The 17775-nt window shown below is 58.4% G+C and carries 14 protein-coding genes; 6 read left to right on the forward strand and 8 right to left on the reverse strand.

All coding sequences use genetic code 11. The annotated features are described in order from the left end of the window. Positions 1–80: 80 nt before the first annotated feature. Positions 81–1127, reverse strand: a complete 1047-nt coding sequence (locus tag K5D32_RS25045) for a LacI family DNA-binding transcriptional regulator (protein ID WP_221593248.1) — start codon at positions 1125–1127, stop codon at positions 81–83. Between the two features lie 217 nt (positions 1128–1344). On the opposite strand from K5D32_RS25045, the gene K5D32_RS25050 reads away from it, so the two are divergent. The 4 genes from K5D32_RS25050 to mgrA all read left to right on the forward strand — a co-directional run bounded on the left by K5D32_RS25050 (position 1345) and on the right by mgrA (position 7161). After that, positions 1345–3612, forward strand: coding sequence for a TonB-dependent receptor (locus K5D32_RS25050; RefSeq protein WP_216704680.1), 2268 nt, complete (start codon positions 1345–1347; stop codon positions 3610–3612). 45 nt (positions 3613–3657) lie between these two features. Next, on the forward strand, positions 3658–4986 hold the full coding sequence (locus K5D32_RS25055; RefSeq protein ID WP_221602240.1) for an LLM class flavin-dependent oxidoreductase: 1329 nt from the start codon (positions 3658–3660) through the stop codon (positions 4984–4986). Between the two features lie 143 nt (positions 4987–5129). Beyond that, positions 5130–6074 carry a sulfonate ABC transporter substrate-binding protein gene (locus K5D32_RS25060; protein ID WP_221602241.1) on the forward strand — a complete coding sequence of 315 codons (945 nt, stop codon included), beginning with the start codon at positions 5130–5132 and terminating at the stop codon, positions 6072–6074. A gap of 49 nt (positions 6075–6123) precedes the next feature. Continuing rightward, entirely contained in the window at positions 6124–7161 is a 1038-nt protein-coding gene (mgrA, locus tag K5D32_RS25065; protein ID WP_221593245.1) for an L-glyceraldehyde 3-phosphate reductase, read from the forward strand. Between the two features lie 52 nt (positions 7162–7213). Here mgrA and ntrC read toward each other — a convergent pair whose 3' ends face one another. The 7 genes from ntrC to glnA form a co-directional block, all read right to left on the reverse strand. Beyond that, on the reverse strand, positions 7214–8650 hold the full coding sequence (ntrC, locus tag K5D32_RS25070; RefSeq protein WP_025258106.1) for a nitrogen regulation protein NR(I): 1437 nt from the start codon (positions 8648–8650) through the stop codon (positions 7214–7216). Then, a complete protein-coding gene (gene glnL, locus K5D32_RS25075; protein WP_025258107.1) occupies positions 8647–9732 on the reverse strand; it encodes a nitrogen regulation protein NR(II) in 1086 nt (361 codons plus the stop codon). The genes ntrC and glnL overlap by 4 nt, the downstream gene beginning before the upstream one ends. 303 nt (positions 9733–10035) lie before the next feature. Further along, positions 10036–10680: a DUF4124 domain-containing protein gene (locus K5D32_RS25080; protein WP_221577136.1), complete on the reverse strand. Its 645-nt coding sequence runs from the start codon at positions 10678–10680 to the stop codon at positions 10036–10038. Continuing rightward, on the reverse strand, positions 10664–11194 hold the full coding sequence (locus K5D32_RS25085) for a DUF4124 domain-containing protein (RefSeq protein ID WP_221593243.1): 531 nt from the start codon (positions 11192–11194) through the stop codon (positions 10664–10666). The genes K5D32_RS25080 and K5D32_RS25085 overlap by 17 nt, the downstream gene beginning before the upstream one ends. A gap of 61 nt (positions 11195–11255) precedes the next feature. Then, on the reverse strand, positions 11256–11813 hold the full coding sequence (locus K5D32_RS25090; RefSeq protein WP_221577134.1) for a chorismate mutase: 558 nt from the start codon (positions 11811–11813) through the stop codon (positions 11256–11258). A gap of 87 nt (positions 11814–11900) precedes the next feature. Then, positions 11901–12254: a cupin domain-containing protein gene (locus tag K5D32_RS25095; protein WP_260407537.1), complete on the reverse strand. Its 354-nt coding sequence runs from the start codon at positions 12252–12254 to the stop codon at positions 11901–11903. 235 nt (positions 12255–12489) lie between these two features. Beyond that, positions 12490–13896 (reverse strand): glutamate--ammonia ligase, encoded by a 1407-nt coding sequence (gene glnA / locus K5D32_RS25100; protein WP_200993975.1) that lies wholly within the window; start codon positions 13894–13896, stop codon positions 12490–12492. Positions 13897–14228: 332 nt separating this feature from the next. Here glnA and thiI point away from each other — a divergent pair, with 332 nt between their 5' ends. Beyond that, a complete protein-coding gene (gene thiI / locus K5D32_RS25105) occupies positions 14229–15683 on the forward strand; it encodes a tRNA uracil 4-sulfurtransferase ThiI (RefSeq protein ID WP_221602243.1) in 1455 nt (484 codons plus the stop codon). Between the two features lie 140 nt (positions 15684–15823). Next, positions 15824–17644, forward strand: coding sequence for a translational GTPase TypA (typA, locus tag K5D32_RS25110; protein ID WP_025258114.1), 1821 nt, complete (start codon positions 15824–15826; stop codon positions 17642–17644). Positions 17645–17775 lie beyond the last annotated feature (131 nt).

The following is a 17775-nucleotide window of genomic DNA, read 5'->3' on the forward strand; positions in this document are numbered from 1 at the left end:
AGCTTGTAGCTTGTAGCTTGTAGCTTGTAGCTTGTAGCTTGTAGCTTGTAGCTTGTAGCTTGTAGCTTGTAGCTGCCACGTCACGTACTCTCCCGCTCAACCAGGCTGCAATCGAGCAGGTTCAGTCTCTGTATTTCCCCTTCCAGTGGCAGCACGCCCAGGCTTTCCAGTACGCGCTGTGCGGCGAGGACGCCGATTTCCAGGGCGGGTGGTTTGATGGTGCTGAGGCTGGGCATCATCATTTGCGCGAAGGCGTAGTCGCCAAAGCCCATGACGGCGCAATCCTTTGGTATTTGCAGGCCTGCGCGCTGACTGGCGAGCAATCCACCGGCGGCCAGGTTGTCGTTGGCGAAGAAGATGGCATCGGGTTTGTCCGGGCTGTTCATGAGTGTATCCATCGCCTGTTTGCCAGCCTCGAAAGGGGCCATTCCTTCCGCCGGGACGAACACCCTTGGCTTGAGGCCGAAGGTTTCCAGTGTTGCGATGTAGCCGTCACGGCGTTCAAGGGCGCTGAAGTCACCTGCCATGCTGTTCTGCACGAAGGCGATGCGTCGGTAGCCTTTGCCATGCAGATAGCGGGTAGCGCTGACGCCTACGTCGTAATGCGAGAACCCGATCTGGATCGGACTGCGGCCTGGCTGGTGGTCCCAGGTTTCGATCACCGGGATATCAGCCTGCTCGATCATCTTTTCTGTGGCTTCGCTGTGAAAGCGACTGGTCAGCACCAGTGCAGCCGGTGACCAGCCGAGAAACGCCCGCACCGCGCTTTCTTCCTGTTCGGTGGAGAAATAGCTGGAAGCCAGCAGCAGCTGGAAGCCGTGTTTGCTCAAGGTGTCGCTGAAACCCTGAATGGTGTTGGCGAAGATCGGGCCGGAGATGTTGGGGATCACCATGGCTACGACCCGACTGCGCGCCGAGGCCAGGCCGCCTGCGACCAGATTGGGCACGTAGCCGAGCTGATTGACCGCCGCGGCGATACGCTCGCGCAACTCTGGGGACACCTGATCCGGCTGGTTGAAATAACGCGACACGGTAATGGCCGAAACACCTGCCTGCTTTGCCACGCCTGTGATGGTCACGCGGCCTGCGCCTCGGCGTTTGCGTGTCGCAGGGATGTCATCAGCCATGGGCAGTCACTTCGTATAAAAGAAAAAAGAATATAAAGGTAATTTTTCAGTATTTGACGATCTATGTGTCGGTTACTGATACTGGCGATGTTAGCGCTAACAAGATGGTTTGTCTGCTACTCGCCACCGCGAATGCCCCGAACCTGTTTAGCCGGCAATTTCAGACGTCAGTGCTTGAACACTGACCGACCAGGGCACATATCAGGCAGGCACGCAGATGCACACAACTCTTGGGGATAGCGTCAAACACAACCTTCTGGCGCAAGCCGTCGGCCAGGCCAATACGGCGCGGGGACGTCGTTGCGGCATGCTGCTGATGAGCCTGGCGGCGATGCCGCTGGCTCCGGCGATGGCTGAAACCGAAGCCACGCAGAACGCCGAGGCTCCAACGCTCAAGGCGGTCACCGTGACCGCCACGCGCCGCGAAGAGTCGTTGCAGAAGGTGCCTGTTGCAGTTTCCGTGGTGGAGGGCGAGCAACTGGAGCGCGACAACCGCAATGGTGTTTCCAGCATCGTGCAGCAGATCCCGACCCTGAACTTCCGCACCGGCGCCTCCAACAAGGACACGTCGCTGTTCATTCGTGGCGTGGGCACTATTTCCACATCGCCGGGCGTCGAGCCGACCGTTGCGACGGTCATCGACGGTGTTGTGCTCGGTCGCCCAGGCCAGGCCACGCTGGACCTGCTGGACCTGGAACGCATCGAAGTCCTGCGCGGCCCTCAGGGCACGCTCTTCGGCAAGAACGCTTCGGCCGGTGTGCTCAACGTGGTCACCAAGGCGCCCACCGAAGAGACACATGGTTATATCGATCAGTCCTATTTCAGCGGAAATGAAAGCCGCACGCGCTTCGGTATTGGCGGCAGCCTGATCCCGCAGACCCTCAAGGGCTCGATCACAACCCTGTTCGGCAGCTACGACGGCAACGTCGACAACAAGCTCAATGGCCACGAAGTCAATGGCTATAACCGCAAGGGCGCACGGGGCAAGCTGGAGTTCACCCCGAATGACGACGTGACATTCACCCTGATCGCCGACTACATGCAGGCCCATGACGACGCGCCAAACGGCGTGGTCAGCAAGTCGCTGTTGCCAGCGTTCAGCAACGCCTTGTCGCCTGTGCGGGCCGACAGCGACAACCGCGATGTGAACAGCGATTACCGCAGCCATGTAGACGACGTCAACAAAGGCTTGTCCGGCCAACTGGACTGGAAGCTGGGCGATTACACCCTGACGTCCATCACGGCCTGGCGTGGCTGGGACAACACCCAGTATCAGGATGGCGACCGTCTGGGCACCATCACCGCCGCGTTCCCCGGCACCGAAGACAAGGGCCAGCTGGAGTACAACCAGTATTCTCAGGAACTGCGCCTGGCTTCGCCCAAAGGTGAGTTCCTGGAGTATGTCGGTGGCCTGTTCTACATGCATGGCAAGAGCGATGAAACCTATCAGCGCACCCTGATCACGCCAACCACCCAGAACCGAGGCGTCGCCGACTACAGCACCACCAGCGAAAGCTACTCGGTATTTGGTGAAACTACCTTCAACTTCACGCCTGATTTCCGTGCCATTGCCGGTCTGCGCTGGACCCACGACAAGCTGGAATACGATCACCGTCGTGTCTCCACCTCGGCCACCACGGTCAGCGGCATTCAGCCGGCCACCAGCAGCTCGGGTACAGTGGATGAAGATGGCAAGTCCGGTCGCCTGGGTCTGCAATACGACCTCAGCGATGCGGTAACCACCTATGTCACTTATTCGCGTGGCTACAAAGGCCCGGCCTATAACGTGTTCTTCAACATGCAGCCGCGCGACACCGATGCGCTCAAGCCTGAAACCTCCAACACCTGGGAAGTCGGCATCAAGGCCACCACCTGGAACAACCGCCTGACCACCAACCTGGCCGTGTTCCGCAGCGAGTACGACAACTATCAGGCGAACTTCTTCGACAGCGTGGCCGGGCAAGTGGTAACGCGCCTGATCAACGCCGGCAGTGTCAGCACTGAAGGCGTCGAACTCGACTACGCCTTGCAGGCCACCACCAACCTGAAAATTTCCGGTGCGGTGGCGTACACCAAGGCGCGCATCGACAGCTTCGCATGCCCGGCCGGTGCGGCGGCGTCCTGCAACGTCGATGGCAAGACCTTGCCCTACAGCCCTGACTGGAAAAGCTACGTTCGTGCTGACTACACCATCCCGCTGGATAACGGTCTGGACATCGAACTGGGCACCGATTACAGCTGGCAGAGCGAAGTGCAGTACGACATCAGCCAGAACGCCGACACCAAACAAGGCGCTTACGGTATCTGGAACGCAAGCGTTGCCCTGGCGGATTACAACGCAGGCTGGCGTGTAGCCTTGCTGGGCAAGAACCTCGCTGACAAGTCGTACTCGCCGCTGCTGGCCACTGGCGGGAACTACATCTACCGTGCAGTACCGCGTGATGATGAACGTTATTTCGGTGTGCAGTTGCGTAAGGATTTTTGAGCCGTTGCGTGCAACAACCCTCAATGAATCGGTAAGGAGTTGGTTATGAGCGAGTCCGCTCGTCAGTTGAAATTGGGCGCGTTTCTAATGGCCACCGGGCATCATGTGGCGGCCTGGCGTCACCCGGATGTTCCGGCCAATGCAGGGCTTGATATCAAGCACTACAAGCATCTGGCCAAGGTGGCGGAAGAGGCGCGGTTCGACGCATTGTTCGTGGCTGACAGTGTGGCTGCAGCGACCGGGGATATCGCCAGTCACATGGCGCGCTCCGATCATTTCGAGCCGCTGACGCTGCTGTCGGCCTTGAGCGCGGTGACCGAGCACATCGGCCTGATTGCAACGGCGACCACGACCTATAACGAGCCTTACCACGTCGCCCGCAAGTTCGCCTCGCTGGATCATTTGTCCGGTGGGCGAGCCGGCTGGAATCTGGTGACTTCCGATGCCGCCGCCGAAGCCCGGAACTTTGGCCGTGAAGAACACGTGGGACACGCCGAGCGCTACAGCCGTGCCCGGGAGTTTCATCAGGTGGTGACCGGGCTCTGGGACAGCTGGGCGGACGACGCCTTTATCCGCGACAAGGCCAGCGGGGAATATTACGACCCCGCCAAGCTGCATGTGCTCGACCATCACGGCGAACACTTCAAGGTCAAAGGCCCGCTGAATGTGGCGCGTTCTCCGCAAGGTCAGCCTGTCGTGGTGCAGGCGGGCTCTTCGGAGGTCGGTCGGGATCTGGCGGCGCAGACGGCTGAAGTGGTCTTCACGGCCCAGACTTCACTGGCCGGTGCCCAGGCGTTCTACGCCGATATCAAGGGGCGGCTGAAGGCTTACGGGCGCAGTGCCGACTCGCTGAAAATCATGCCCGGTGTGTTTATCGTTGTGGCTGAAACCGAGGCTGAGGCCAAGGCAAAATTCGAGTCGTTTCAGGATCTGGTCGACCCTCACGTGGGCGTGGCCTTGCTGGGCCGCATGCTGGGCAATTTCGATCTGTCGGGCTATCCGCTGGACGGGCCGTTGCCGGAGTTGCCATTGACCGACAGCGGTCAGCGCAGTCGGCAAAAGCTGCTGACTGATCTGGCCGAAAAGGAAAACCTGAACCTTGCACAACTGGGTCGGCGAATTGCCGGTGGCCGAGGGCATTACAGCCTGATCGGCACGCCGACGCAGATCGCCGATGAGCTACAGGCCTGGTTCGAGCAAGGTGCCGCCGATGGCTTCAACGTGCTGGTGCCGCACCTGCCGGGAGGCCTGGAAGATGTGGCTCGTCTGTTGGTGCCTGAGCTGCAACGCCGCGGATTGTTCCGCACCGAATACGAGGGCTCGACCCTGCGTGAAAACCTCGGGCTGCAAAGGCCGTCGAACCGGTTCGAGTAACCGAAAACTGTAGGAGCGGATCGGGCGGCGCTCCGCTCATCCGCGAGATGGTATTCCCGGCGACACATTTTCGTCGGGTGTTCCGGCCCCTCGCGAATGAATTCGCTCCTACGACGATGGCTCTATTCACAAGGAAAACGTTCATGAAACCACTGGCATTCATCGCCGCCGCCCTGACCTTGTGCGGGGTGTTCAATACCGCTATCGCCAAGGAGCCTGACGCGCTGCGCATCGGTTATCAGAAAGGCTCCATCACACTGGTACTGGCCAAGGAGCACGGCTTGCTGGAGAAGCGCTTCGCCAATACCCAGATCAAGTGGATCGAGTTTCCTGCCGGGCCGCAGATGCTTGAGGCCCTGAATATCGGCAGTCTGGATATCGCTTCGACCGGTGACATTCCGCCGATCTTCGCTCAGGTGGCGGGTGCCGATCTGGTGTACATCGGTGCCGAGCCGGCCAAGCCGCAAGCCGAAACCATTCTGGTGCGCAACGACAGCCCGCTCAAAGGCGTGACTGACCTGAAAGGCCGCAAGGTCGCGCTGCAAAAAGGCTCCAGTGCTCACAACCTTGTGCTGCGTGCCTTGAACAAGGCAGGTTTGAGCTTCAAGGATATTCAGCCGATCTACCTGACCCCGGCCGATGCCCGTGCCGCGTTCGAAAACGGCAGTGTCGATGCCTGGGCCATCTGGGACCCTTACTACTCCATCGCCATCAACGAAGGTCATAGCCGGGTGCTGGCCAATGGCGAAGGGCTTGGATTGTCGGGGCCTATCTATACTGCTCGTCGAGCCTATGCCGAGAGCAACGGGGTTTTCGTTCAGCAAGTCCTGGATGAACTGAGCGCCGCCGATGCGCTGACCCGCACTCAGCGGGCCGAGAGCATTCAGATCCTGGTGCGCAGCATGGGCTTGCCTGAAGCCGTGATCGCCCAGTACATCGACCATCGTCCAGAGTCACCCAGCCTGCCGATCACGCCCGAAATCATCCGCGCCCAACAGGCCACCGCCGATCTGTTCTACGAGAACCGACTGGTGCCCAAGCGGGTCGATGTACAGCAGGCTGTATTGAAGGGAGGAGTTCGCGAATGAATTCATTCGCGAAAAAGCCATCCGAAACCAATTTACAAGAGAAGATTCAATGACCTATATCGCTGCCGAAAACCGCTATAACGACATGCCCTATCGCCGTACCGGTCGCAGTGGGCTGGTGTTGCCGGCTCTCTCGCTTGGTCTTTGGCACAACTTTGGTGACAGCACACCCATCGAAACCCAGCGCGCCATGCTACGCACTGCATTCGATCTGGGCATCAACCATTTCGACCTGGCCAACAACTATGGCCCGCCCTATGGCAGTGCCGAGGTCAATTTTGGGCGGCTGCTGCGTGAAGACTTCAAGCAGTACCGTGACGAGCTGATCATCTCTACCAAGGCGGGTTGGGACATGTGGCCTGGGCCATACGGGCAGGGCGGCGGCTCACGCAAATACGTGCTGGCCAGCCTCGATCAGAGCCTGCAGCGTCTGGGCCTCGATTATGTGGATATCTTCTATTCCCACCGCTTCGACCCGGACACGCCGCTGGAAGAAACCGCTGGCGCACTGGCCACCGCCGTGCAGCAGGGCAAGGCGCTGTACATCGGTATTTCTTCCTACTCAGGCTCGAAAACCCGCGAGATCGCTGCGCTGCTGAAAGAGTGGAAGGTGCCGCTGTTGATTCATCAGCCGGCTTACAACCTGCTCAATCGCTGGGTCGAGAAGGATCTGCTGGATACCACTGAAGAACTGGGCACTGGCGTGATTGCCTTTACCGCGCTGGCTCAAGGGCTGCTGTCGGACAAGTATCTGAATGGCGTGCCACAGGACGCTCGGGTCAATCGTCCGGGTGGTGGTTCGTTGCAGGCTTCGCATTTGTCCGAAGAGAACATTGCCCATGTACGGGCACTCAACGAGATCGCCAAACGTCGCGGTCAGAGCCTGGCACAGATGGCACTGGCCTGGACGCTGCGTGATCCGCGTGTGACGTCAGCCCTGATCGGTGCCAGCCGTCCGGAGCAGATCATCGAGAACGTTGGTGCGTTGAAGAACCTTGAGTTCAGCAGCGAGGAACTGGCCGAGATCGATCGTTTTGCCGTGGAAGGCGGGATCAACCTTTGGGCGAAGCCTTCGCTGGCGCAGTAATCTCTCGATGGGGCAGGAGCGAATGAATTCGCTCCTGCCGGGGAGTGGTGGTTTAGCCCTCATCCCCTTCATCGTCATCCCCGCCATCGACCTTCATGCCCAGTTCCTTGATCTTGCGGGTCAGGGTGTTGCGGCCCCAGCCCAGCAGCACGGCGGCGTCGCGACGGCGACCTGCTGTGTGCTTGAGGGCGGTTTCGATCATGATGCGCTCGAAGGTCGGCACGGCGCTGTCCAGCAGGCTCGATTGCCCGCGTGACAAGGCCTGGTCGGCCCACTGACGCAATGCCTGTTCCCAGTTGGTGACCGGCGCGGCATCTTGCGGCAGGCTGAGCAGTTCGGGTGGCAGGTCGCTGATATGTACTTCACGTCCTGAAGCCATGACCGTGATCCAGCGGCAGGTGTTCTCCAGTTGGCGAACGTTACCCGGCCATGGCAAGTGCTTGAGGTATTCCTCGGTCTCGGCCTTGAGCAGTTTTGGCTCGACCGCCAGTTCCTGCGCGGCGCGGCTCAGGAAGTGTTTGGCCAGGGTCGGAATGTCTTCGCGACGGTCCGACATGCGTGGAATATGGATGCGGATCACGTTCAGGCGGTGGAACAAGTCTTCACGGAACTTGCCGGCCTGCACCAGGGTTTCCAGATTCTGGTGAGTCGCGGCAATGATGCGCACGTCGACCTTGACCGGCGTATGGCCGCCAACCCGATAGAACTCGCCGTCAGCCAGTACACGCAACAGGCGCGTTTGGGTATCGGCAGGCATGTCACCGATTTCATCGAGGAACAGCGTGCCGCCATCTGCCTGCTCGAAGCGACCGCGACGCAGGTTGGCCGCGCCGGTGAAGGCGCCTTTTTCGTGGCCAAACAGCTCCGACTCCATCAGATCCTTGGGAATCGCCGCCATGTTCAGCGCAATGAACGGCGAAGCCGAACGCGGGCTGTGGCGGTGCAGAGCGTGGGCGACCAGCTCTTTACCAGTGCCCGACTCGCCATTGATCAGCACGGTGATGTTGGAGTGGCTCAAACGCCCGATGGCACGAAACACTTCCTGCATCGCAGGGGCTTCACCAATGATTTCCGGGGTGCGGGTCAGGGTTGGCGCTGCGTCCAGACCTTGCTGCTCCTGAGCGTGCTGGTTGGCACGCTTGACCAGCGAGACGGCTTCGTCGACGTCGAACGGTTTGGGCAGGTACTCGAAGGCACCGCCCTGATACGACGCCACGGCGCTGTCCAGGTCCGAGTGGGCGGTCATGATGATCACTGGCAGGCGCGGATGCTGCTCGCGAATCCGGGCCAACAGATCCAGGCCGCTGGCACCGGGCATGCGGATGTCGGAAATGATCACGTCCGGTTGCTGACGGGCCAGGCGACTCATCACCCCATCCGCGCTATCGAAGCTTTGTGTGGTCATGCCTTCCTGTTGCAGGGCCTTTTCCAGTACCCAGCGGATGGAACGATCGTCATCTACGATCCAGACAGTTTCACTACGGCTCATGGCGAAGCGGCTCCTTGTTCCAGCGGCAGGAAGATCGAGAAAGTGGTGTGGCCGGTATGGCTCTCACATTCGATCAGCCCCTGGTGCTGGCTAATGATGTTCTGGGTAATGGCAAGACCGAGCCCCGTACCGTCCGGGCGGCCACTGACCATGGGGTAGAAAATGGTTTCCTGAAGTTCGGCCGGAATACCGGGGCCGTTGTCGATGATTTCGATCTTGCTCACCAGCCGATGGCGAATGTGCCCGATGGTGAACTGGCGCATGGCGCGGGTGCGCAGGGTGATTCGTCCCAGGCGCAGCTCGTTCTGACTGCCGATGGCCTGCATCGCGTTGCGTACGATATTGAGTACGGCCTGAATCATTTGTTCACGGTCGATCAGAACGTCCGGGATGCTTGGATCATAGTCGCGCACCAGCGTGATGCACCCTTGGGTTTCTGCCTCGACCAGACTGCTGACCCGCTCAAGTACCTCGTGCACATTGGTCATGGCCAGCGAAGGCAGCTTGTTGGAGCCCAGCATCCGGTCGACCAGATTACGCAGGCGATCGGCCTCTTCGATGATGACGTTGGTGTAGTCCTTGAGGCTTTCTTCGGGCAGCTCGCGGGACAGCAACTGGGCCGCGCCGCGAATTCCGCCGAGGGGGTTCTTGATTTCGTGAGCCAGACCACGCACCAGCATCTTGGTGGTTTCCTGCTTGGACAACTGGGCTTCTTCCTTGGTGATGCGCAGCAGGCGATCACGAGGATGAACTTCAAGCAGCAACAGGGTTTCGCCCTTGTTGAGGATAGGTGTTACCGCATAGTCGACGGTCAGGGTCTGACCGGTCAGTGCAGTAAGCATGGCTTCGCGTTTGGTGAAAGGGTGGGCCTGCTCCACGGCCTGACGAAGCGAACTGAGTGCTTCGGCGGACTCGGTGAACAGTTCGCTGATGAATTGTCCATGGCTGCGCTGACCACTGATGGCCAGCAGCATTTCCGCTGCCGGGTTCATGTACTCAAGGCGCAGATCGGCATTGAGCAGAATGGTGGCAGTGGTCAGGTTATCCAATAACAGACGGTGCAGCGCGTCGCTGATAGTCATGAATCTTGTTGACCTCTTTTGGCACATTGCAATCGCGGAGGTGCAGGGCTGAGCCGTCCTGGCCAGCATCAGCAAAGCCACTGATACGGTGCTTAACGGGGTGCTGTGCAAGCGAAGTTGCAAGAACCAAACCAAGGCTCCGAAAAGAAGCGTTTAATTCGCAAAATCGGGCCTTTTTTGGATTGGTGCTCACATAAGGCGCCATGCGACAGTCATTTCTGAACCATATTGGGCTGTCTTGAGGCGTACTGAAGTACATGATGCACCATTAAGGTGCCTTGTTGGCGGGATGGTCTTTTATGCCTAGAAAAAAGGCAGGATGCTGTTTTCTTCCTCGGGTTTGTCCTTGATCGGGCACTCGGGACGTACACCGTACTCGGGGAGCTGGCAGGGGTTGGCTTTGCGTTTTTGCGCCAGTGAGGTGCGCAGCATGTGGAAGGGCTGGTTGGGCGTTTTTTCCAGCACGCGGTCGTACTCATCGACTATCTCTACCGATAGCTGGTGCGTACCCCGATCAAGATTGCTCAGCGGGATGACCGGGCTGCGTCCGGGCTGGCCTGTGGGTTGGCCATCCAGAAACAGGCGATAATTATGGCCTGGCTGGAGAGCCGGCTCGCTGGTGACGGTCACGATGACGTCGCCGCTGGTGCTGCGTACTGTTCCGTCCGGTTCGGGCACCAGAACCCGCAGCAGTTGATAGCGAAATATCGACTTGGCCTTGGGTTTTGCGGGTACTGCCTGATAGGGGCGGGCGGGTGGTGTGCCCGTCATGTTGTTGCTGGGCGGTATCTCCACGCGCTTGGCATTCTTGCGCGGCTGATCGGTGAATACCCGGTTGCCGTTGGCATCGATGTAGGTATAGACGTCAGCGGCTGACGGCAAGGCTGTCAGCAGCAACAGGCACATCAGCAGGCCATGGAGCAGGTGTCGTTCAGGGTCGGTTGACATGGACGCGCTGCACGGTGAGGGTGATTGTCTGGCTTTGCTGGACGACACGTTGGGAATCCAGCACCACGACCGCAAAACTGTGTTCACCCCGGTCGATATTCACCACCTGAAGGCGAGGAATATTGGTGGGTGTTCCGTAAGGGTTGCCATCCACCAGCAACTGGAGCTGGTGGCCGGGGTGCAGGCGCGGCTGAATCTTCACGCCCACCGTGAAGGTGCCGTTATTGGCGCGCAATGCTTCGTCTGTCGGCAGGTCGGTCAGTTCCAGTGTGCTGTATGCGTCCCGAGGCTGCGTCTGTGTGCTCGTCGGGTGTGGTGCGGTGTTCGTGGCTGGTGTGGCGGGAACCCGGGTTTCCACGCTGTTGAGTGGCGGTAACTCGACGACCTCGGTCTTGATGCCGTTGGGCGGCTGATTGCTGAACGCGGTATTGCCATTCGCATCGGTGTACTTATAGATCTGTGCCACGGCAGGCAGGCTGATCAATAGGAACAGGCAGATGAGGCTTCGGCGCATGAGGCTCTCGGCAGCAAAGGGAAGGTCGTCAGCATAGAACACTTCGGCCGGGCGGTCAGGCTTACAGTTTCGCAGCGCACAGATCCGTGGTGGCAAGTACGAGTGCCTGATCGTGAATCGGGTCGGTGCGGTGATGTTTGAGTGCGGCATCCAGCAGTGTCCGACAGTTGTCCGAGGCGCGGACCGGCTGGAAACCGGCATAGGCGCGCAGCAATTCGGTCTGCAGTCGATCCAGTCTGGGGCGGATGTCGTCGACCAGGCTCTGGCGTGCGGTATCGGGTGCCTTGCCTGCCGTGTGCCACTGTTCGAGCAGGGCGTTCTGCACGCGTTTGTTGGCTTCTATCTGAGCGCGAAACAGCCGTTGAACATCGTCGGGACTGAGTTTGAATTCGGCGGCACGGGCCTGAGCGGCACTGATGACCTGCTGCTCGCGAGGTGGATCTTCGACAGCCTTGCCACTGTCCCATTTGCTCAGGGCAACCTGATCGGCAATGGTCAGGCGCTCGCTGATGGCTTGCAGCAAAGGTTCAAGGGGTGATGGTTTCTGTTCGGCGGCGAGAGCGATGCCTGGAGATATGCACGTCAGAGTCAATAGTGAAGTGGCCAGAAGCAGGCGCATGGCAGTTCCATCTCGAGTCTGTGGGTGGAGCGCAGATTTAACTCCAGGTCATCGACCAGAGCCAGTGGCAATACGAGGCATGGCTGTTTAGTGCGATAACGGTGTTCCAGCGGCTCCAGCATAGAACACGACGAGTTCGACCGGTGTATTGCCGCTCTTGCCGCGGTGAATGATATCCACGACTTCGGCCAGTGTGTCACCTGCTTTGATGCGAATGGACTTTTCGCCTCCCTCCAGCTCCACCGTCAATTCGCCGGAAAGTACATAAACTGCGTTTGGAATCGGGTGCTGGTGCCATTTCAATGCGCTGTTTGCTGGAATGGTGATTTTGAGAATGCTCAGCTCCGGCTGGCCTTCGGGATAAGCCTTGTAGAGTGTCCCGTCCCATGACTGGGTGGATTTGAGCAATGTCACGGCTGTGGGCTGGTTTTCGTTCTCCATTGCGTTGCTGGCGAAAGCAAGGCTGAAGGGCAAAAGGCAGGCGATGGACAAAAGGGTTTTGATATTCATGGAAACCTCGGTTTTGCACTGATCAATTGCAGGGCGAAACGCAAGAATTCCAGAAAGACCGAATGGTCATGCACTAAGTATTTACTACCTGCATACAAAATCTACAGGCATTAAAAAGGCCTCCCGAAGGAGGCCTCATTACGCCATTACCGCTGGCGCGACTGGATCAGCAGCTGTAGTACAGCTCGTATTCCAGTGGGTGTACGAAAGTACGTACCTTGATTTCTTCTTCGCTTTTCAGCTCGATGTAAGCGTCGATGAAGTCGTCGCTGAAAACGCCGCCTTTGGTCAGGAACGCACGACCTTTGTCCAGCTCTTCCAGAGCTTCTTTCAGGCTGCCGCAAACTTGTGGAATGCCTTTGGCCTCTTCTGGCGGCAGGTCATACAGGTTTTTGTCAGCTGCGTCGCCAGGGTGGATCTTGTTCTGGATGCCGTCCAGGCCAGCCATCAACAGTGCAGCGAACGCCAGGTACGGGTTGGCTGCCGGATCCGGGAAGCGGGCTTCGATACGACGGCCACGAGGGCTGGAGACGTAAGGAATACGGATCGAAGCGGAACGGTTGCGAGCCGAGTAGGCCAGCATGACCGGAGCTTCGAAGCCCGGGACCAGACGCTTGTAGGAGTTGGTCGACGGGTTGGTGAAGCCGTTCAGAGCCTTACCGTGCTTGATGATACCGCCGATGAAGTACAGAGCTGTGTCGGACAGGCCGGCATAGCCTTCGCCAGCGAAGGTGTTCTTGCCATCTTTGGCGATGGACATGTGAACGTGCATACCCGAACCGTTATCGCCGTACAGAGGCTTGGGCATGAAGGTAGCGGTGCGACCGTAAGCGTCGGCAACGTTGTGCACGACATACTTGAGGGTCTGAACTTCGTCAGCCTTGGCAACCAGGGTGTTGAACTTCACGCCGATTTCGTTCTGGCCGGCAGTTGCCACTTCGTGGTGGTGAACTTCGACGACCTGACCCATCTCTTCCAGCGCGTTGCACATGGCAGTACGGATTTCGTGGTCGTGGTCGACCGGTGGAACCGGGAAGTAGCCGCCTTTGATACCTGGACGGTGGCCTTTGTTGCCGCCTTCCACGTCCTGGTCAGTCATCCACGAGCCTTGCTCGGAGAAGATCTTGAACATGGAGCCGGAGATGTCGGACTTGTACTTGACCGAGTCGAAGATGAAGAATTCTGGCTCCGGACCAACGAATACGGTGTCACCGATACCGGTGGACTTCAGGTATTCCTCGGCGCGGTGGGCGATGGCGCGTGGGTCGCGGTCATAGCCTTGCATGGTCGAAGGTTCGATGATGTCGCAGACCAGGATCAGGGTCGGCTCTTCGGTGAACGGGTCCAGAACTGCGGAGCTGTCGTCCGGCAGCAGGATCATGTCGGAGGCTTCGATACCTTTCCAGCCTTCAATGGAGGAACCGTCGAACATCTTGCCGACTTCAAAGAAGTCGTCGTCCAGCGCATCGCGAGCTGGCATGGTGACGTGTTGCTGCTTGCCTTTGGTGTCAGTGAAGCGCAGATCAATCCATTTAACGTCATGATCTTTGATGAGTTGAACCGACTTCGACATGGTGTCCTCCGGGTGGCTAGGGCCTGGTTATGGTTGTGGCCCCTTAAATTTGGGTGATGCCGGCGCAGATACTCTGCCAAGGCAACCTGCCTCACAAGGGAGCAAATTGCATGCCAGTGCCCCGTGTTGGGTTTTTTGCCCCAAACAAGGCCTTTTCGGGGGCGAAAATGGATTTATCGGCAAAATGACGCACTATTGTGGTGCTTTAAAATGCTGAGACGTGCCTTTTTAGTGCGCTGATGATTGGTAGTACGATAACTGGTTAAACCTTGAGCAATTTCCGCTATAATCCGCGCCCCCCTTTTTCGGCCGGCACCTCACGTACCGTTTCCATGAAACTAATCGTCAAAGTTTTTCCCGAAATCACCATCAAAAGCCCGCCGGTGCGCAAGAAGTTCATCCGCCAGCTGGCCAAGAACATTCGTACCGTGCTCCGTGAACTGGACGCGGACATTGTCGTGGGTGGCGTATGGGACAACCTCGAGGTCGAAACAAGGCTGACCGATCCAAAGGTCCTGCAGGGCATCACCGAGCGCCTGAGCTGCATGCCGGGCATCGCCAATTTCCTGCAGGTTGCCGAATACCCGCTGGGCGATCTGGATGACATCGTTGCCAAGTGCAAGATGCATTACGGCGACCTGCTGCCGGGCAAGATGTTTTCCGTGCGCTGCAAGCGTGCGGGACGGCACGATTTCAGCTCCATGGACGTCGAGAAGTACGTCGGCAGCAAGTTGCGCCAGCAATGCGGCGCCGCGGGTATCGAGCTGCGCAAGCCCGAACTCGTGGTGCGCATGGAAATTCGCGACCAGCGTCTGTTTGTCATTCATGACCAGCACACTGGCATGGGTGGTTATCCGCTGGGCGCGCTTGAACAGACACTGGTGCTGATGTCCGGCGGTTTCGACTCGACCGTGGCGGCCTACCAGATCATGCGTCGTGGCCTGATGGCGCACTTCTGCTTCTTCAATCTGGGTGGTCGTGCCCATGAGCTGGGTGTGATGGAAGTCGCCCACTTCATCTGGAAGAAGTACGGCAGCTCCCAGAGAGTGCTGTTTGTAAGCGTACCTTTCGAAGAAGTTCTGGGAGAAATTCTGCAGAAAGTCGATAACAGTCATATGGGTGTAGTTTTGAAGCGTATGATGTTGCGCGCTGCCTCATCTGTTGCCGACCGTCTCGAAATCGATGTGCTGGTGACCGGCGAAGCGATTTCGCAGGTGTCCAGCCAGACGCTGCCCAATCTGTCGGTCATCGACTCGGCCACCGAAAAACTGGTGCTGCGACCGCTGATTGCCAGCCACAAGCAGGATATCGTCGATCTGGCGACTGAAATCGGCACGGCCGACTTCGCCCGGCACATGCCTGAATATTGCGGGGTGATTTCGGTCAACCCCAAGACCAACGCCAAGCGTAATCGCGTTGAGTATGAAGAGAAACAGTTCGACATGGCTGTTCTCGAGCGAGCGCTCGAACGTGCCAGGCTGGTGACCGTCGATCGGGTGATCGACGATCTGAGCCAGAATGTCGAAATAGAAGAAGTCAGCCAGGCGCTGGCCGGTCAGGTCGTCATCGACATCCGTCATCCGGATGCCCAGGAAGATCAGCCGTTGCAAGTGCCGGGCGTAGAGATACAGACGCTGCCGTTCTATGCATTGAACAGCCGCTTCAAGGAACTGGATAACACGCGCCAGTACCTGTTGTATTGCGACAAAGGCGTCATGAGTCGCCTGCATGCTCACCATCTGCTCAGTGAGGGGCATGCCAATGTGCGCGTTTATCGACCGAGCTAAGTGCCCGGGGCTGTTTGCCTGTGGCTTGCGTCACCGGCCCCCCGACACCAGTCGTCAAGCCGTAACGGCTTTTGCCGACTCAATGTTAATTGCTGCCTGACCACAGTCAGCTCACCGAATCCTCTGATCGAGATACACAAGTGATCGAAAATCTACGTAACATCGCCATCATTGCTCACGTTGACCATGGCAAAACCACCCTGGTAGACAAACTGCTGCGTCAGTCCGGCACTCTGGAGCGTAACGAGCTCAACGACGAGCGCGTCATGGACTCCAACGACCAGGAGAAAGAGCGCGGTATTACCATTCTCGCGAAGAACACCGCGATCAACTGGAACGGCTACCACATCAACATCGTGGACACCCCGGGCCACGCCGACTTCGGCGGTGAAGTAGAGCGCGTGATGTCGATGGTTGACTCCGTTCTGCTGCTGGTTGACGCTCAGGACGGCCCTATGCCGCAAACCCGTTTCGTGACCAAGAAGGCTTTCGAAGCCGGCCTGCGTCCAATCGTGGTCATCAACAAGGTTGACCGTCCAGGCGCGCGTCCTGACTGGGTTCTGGACCAGATCTTCGACCTGTTCGACAACCTGGGTGCCACCGAAGAACAGCTGGACTTCAAAGTCGTCTACGCCTCGGCCCTGAACGGTATTGCCGGTCTGGACCACACCGACATGGCTGAAGACATGACCCCGCTGTACCAGTCGATCGTCGACAACGTACCTGCGCCGTCTGTTGACCGTGACGGTCCGTTCCAGATGCAGATCTCCGCTCTGGACTACAACAGCTTCCTGGGTGTTATCGGTGTTGGCCGTATCGCTCGTGGTCGCGTCAAGCCGAACACTCCGGTTGTAGCGGTCAGCGCCGACGGCAAACGCCGTAACGGTCGTATCCTGAAGCTGATGGGCCACCACGGTCTGCATCGCATCGACGTTGAAGAAGCCGCAGCTGGCGACATCGTTTGCATCAGCGGTATGGATTCGCTGTTCATCTCCGACACCCTGTGCGACCCGCTGAACGTGGAAGCAATGGTGCCGTTGACCGTTGACGAACCTACCGTTTCGATGACCTTCCAGGTCAACGACTCGCCTTTCTGCGGTAAGGAAGGCAAGTTCGTCACCAGCCGTAACATCAAGGAACGTCTGGACAAAGAGCTGCTGTACAACGTTGCTCTGCGCGTTGAAGAAGGCGACTCGGCTGACAAGTTCAAGGTTTCCGGCCGTGGTGAGCTGCACCTCTCGGTTCTGATCGAAACCATGCGTCGCGAAGGCTTCGAAATGGCCGTAGGTCGTCCGGAAGTGATCATCCGTCTGGTTGACGGCGTGAAACACGAACCGTACGAAAACGTCACCATCGACCTGCCGGAAGATGCACAAGGCTCGATCATGGAGCAAATGGGTCTGCGTAAAGGCGACCTGACCAACATGGTCCCGGATGGCAAGGGTCGTGTTCGCCTTGAGTACAACATCCCGGCTCGTGGCCTGATCGGTTTCCGTAACGAGTTCCTGACCCTGACCTCCGGTGCAGGCATCCTGACCTCGATCTTCGACCGTTACGACGTGATGAAGTCCGGCGACATGTCCGGCCGTCAGAACGGCGTTCTGGTTTCGGTTGAAACCGGCAAGGCACTGACCTACTCCCTGGAAACCCTGCAAGCGCGCGGCAAGCTGTTTGTTGAGCACGGTCAGGAAATCTACAACGGTCAGATCGTTGGTCTGAACAGCCGTGACAACGACCTGGGCGTCAACCCTACCAAGGGCAAGAAGCTCGACAACATGCGTGCTTCGGGTAAAGACGAAACCATCGCTCTGGTTCCACCTGTTCGTTTCACTCTGGAACAGGCTCTGGAATTCATCCAGGACGACGAGCTGTGCGAAGTCACTCCAAAGTCGATCCGTCTTCGCAAGAAGATCCTCGACGAAAGCGAGCGTACCCGCGCTGCCAAGAAAGCCAAGGCTTGATATCTAGCCCCGGCTGAATGAAAAACGCCCCCGGTCGAAAGGCCGGGGGCGTTTTTTTATGTCTTGTGTCTTGCGCTGGTGGTGGGGGGGGGTTCATTTGCGGAGGGGATGTTTGGGGAAGGAATTCGTCC

Origin of the sequence: Pseudomonas cichorii (genome assembly GCF_019719005.1) — a bacterium.
Taxonomy (GTDB): Bacteria; Pseudomonadota; Gammaproteobacteria; order Pseudomonadales; family Pseudomonadaceae; genus Aquipseudomonas; species Aquipseudomonas cichorii_E.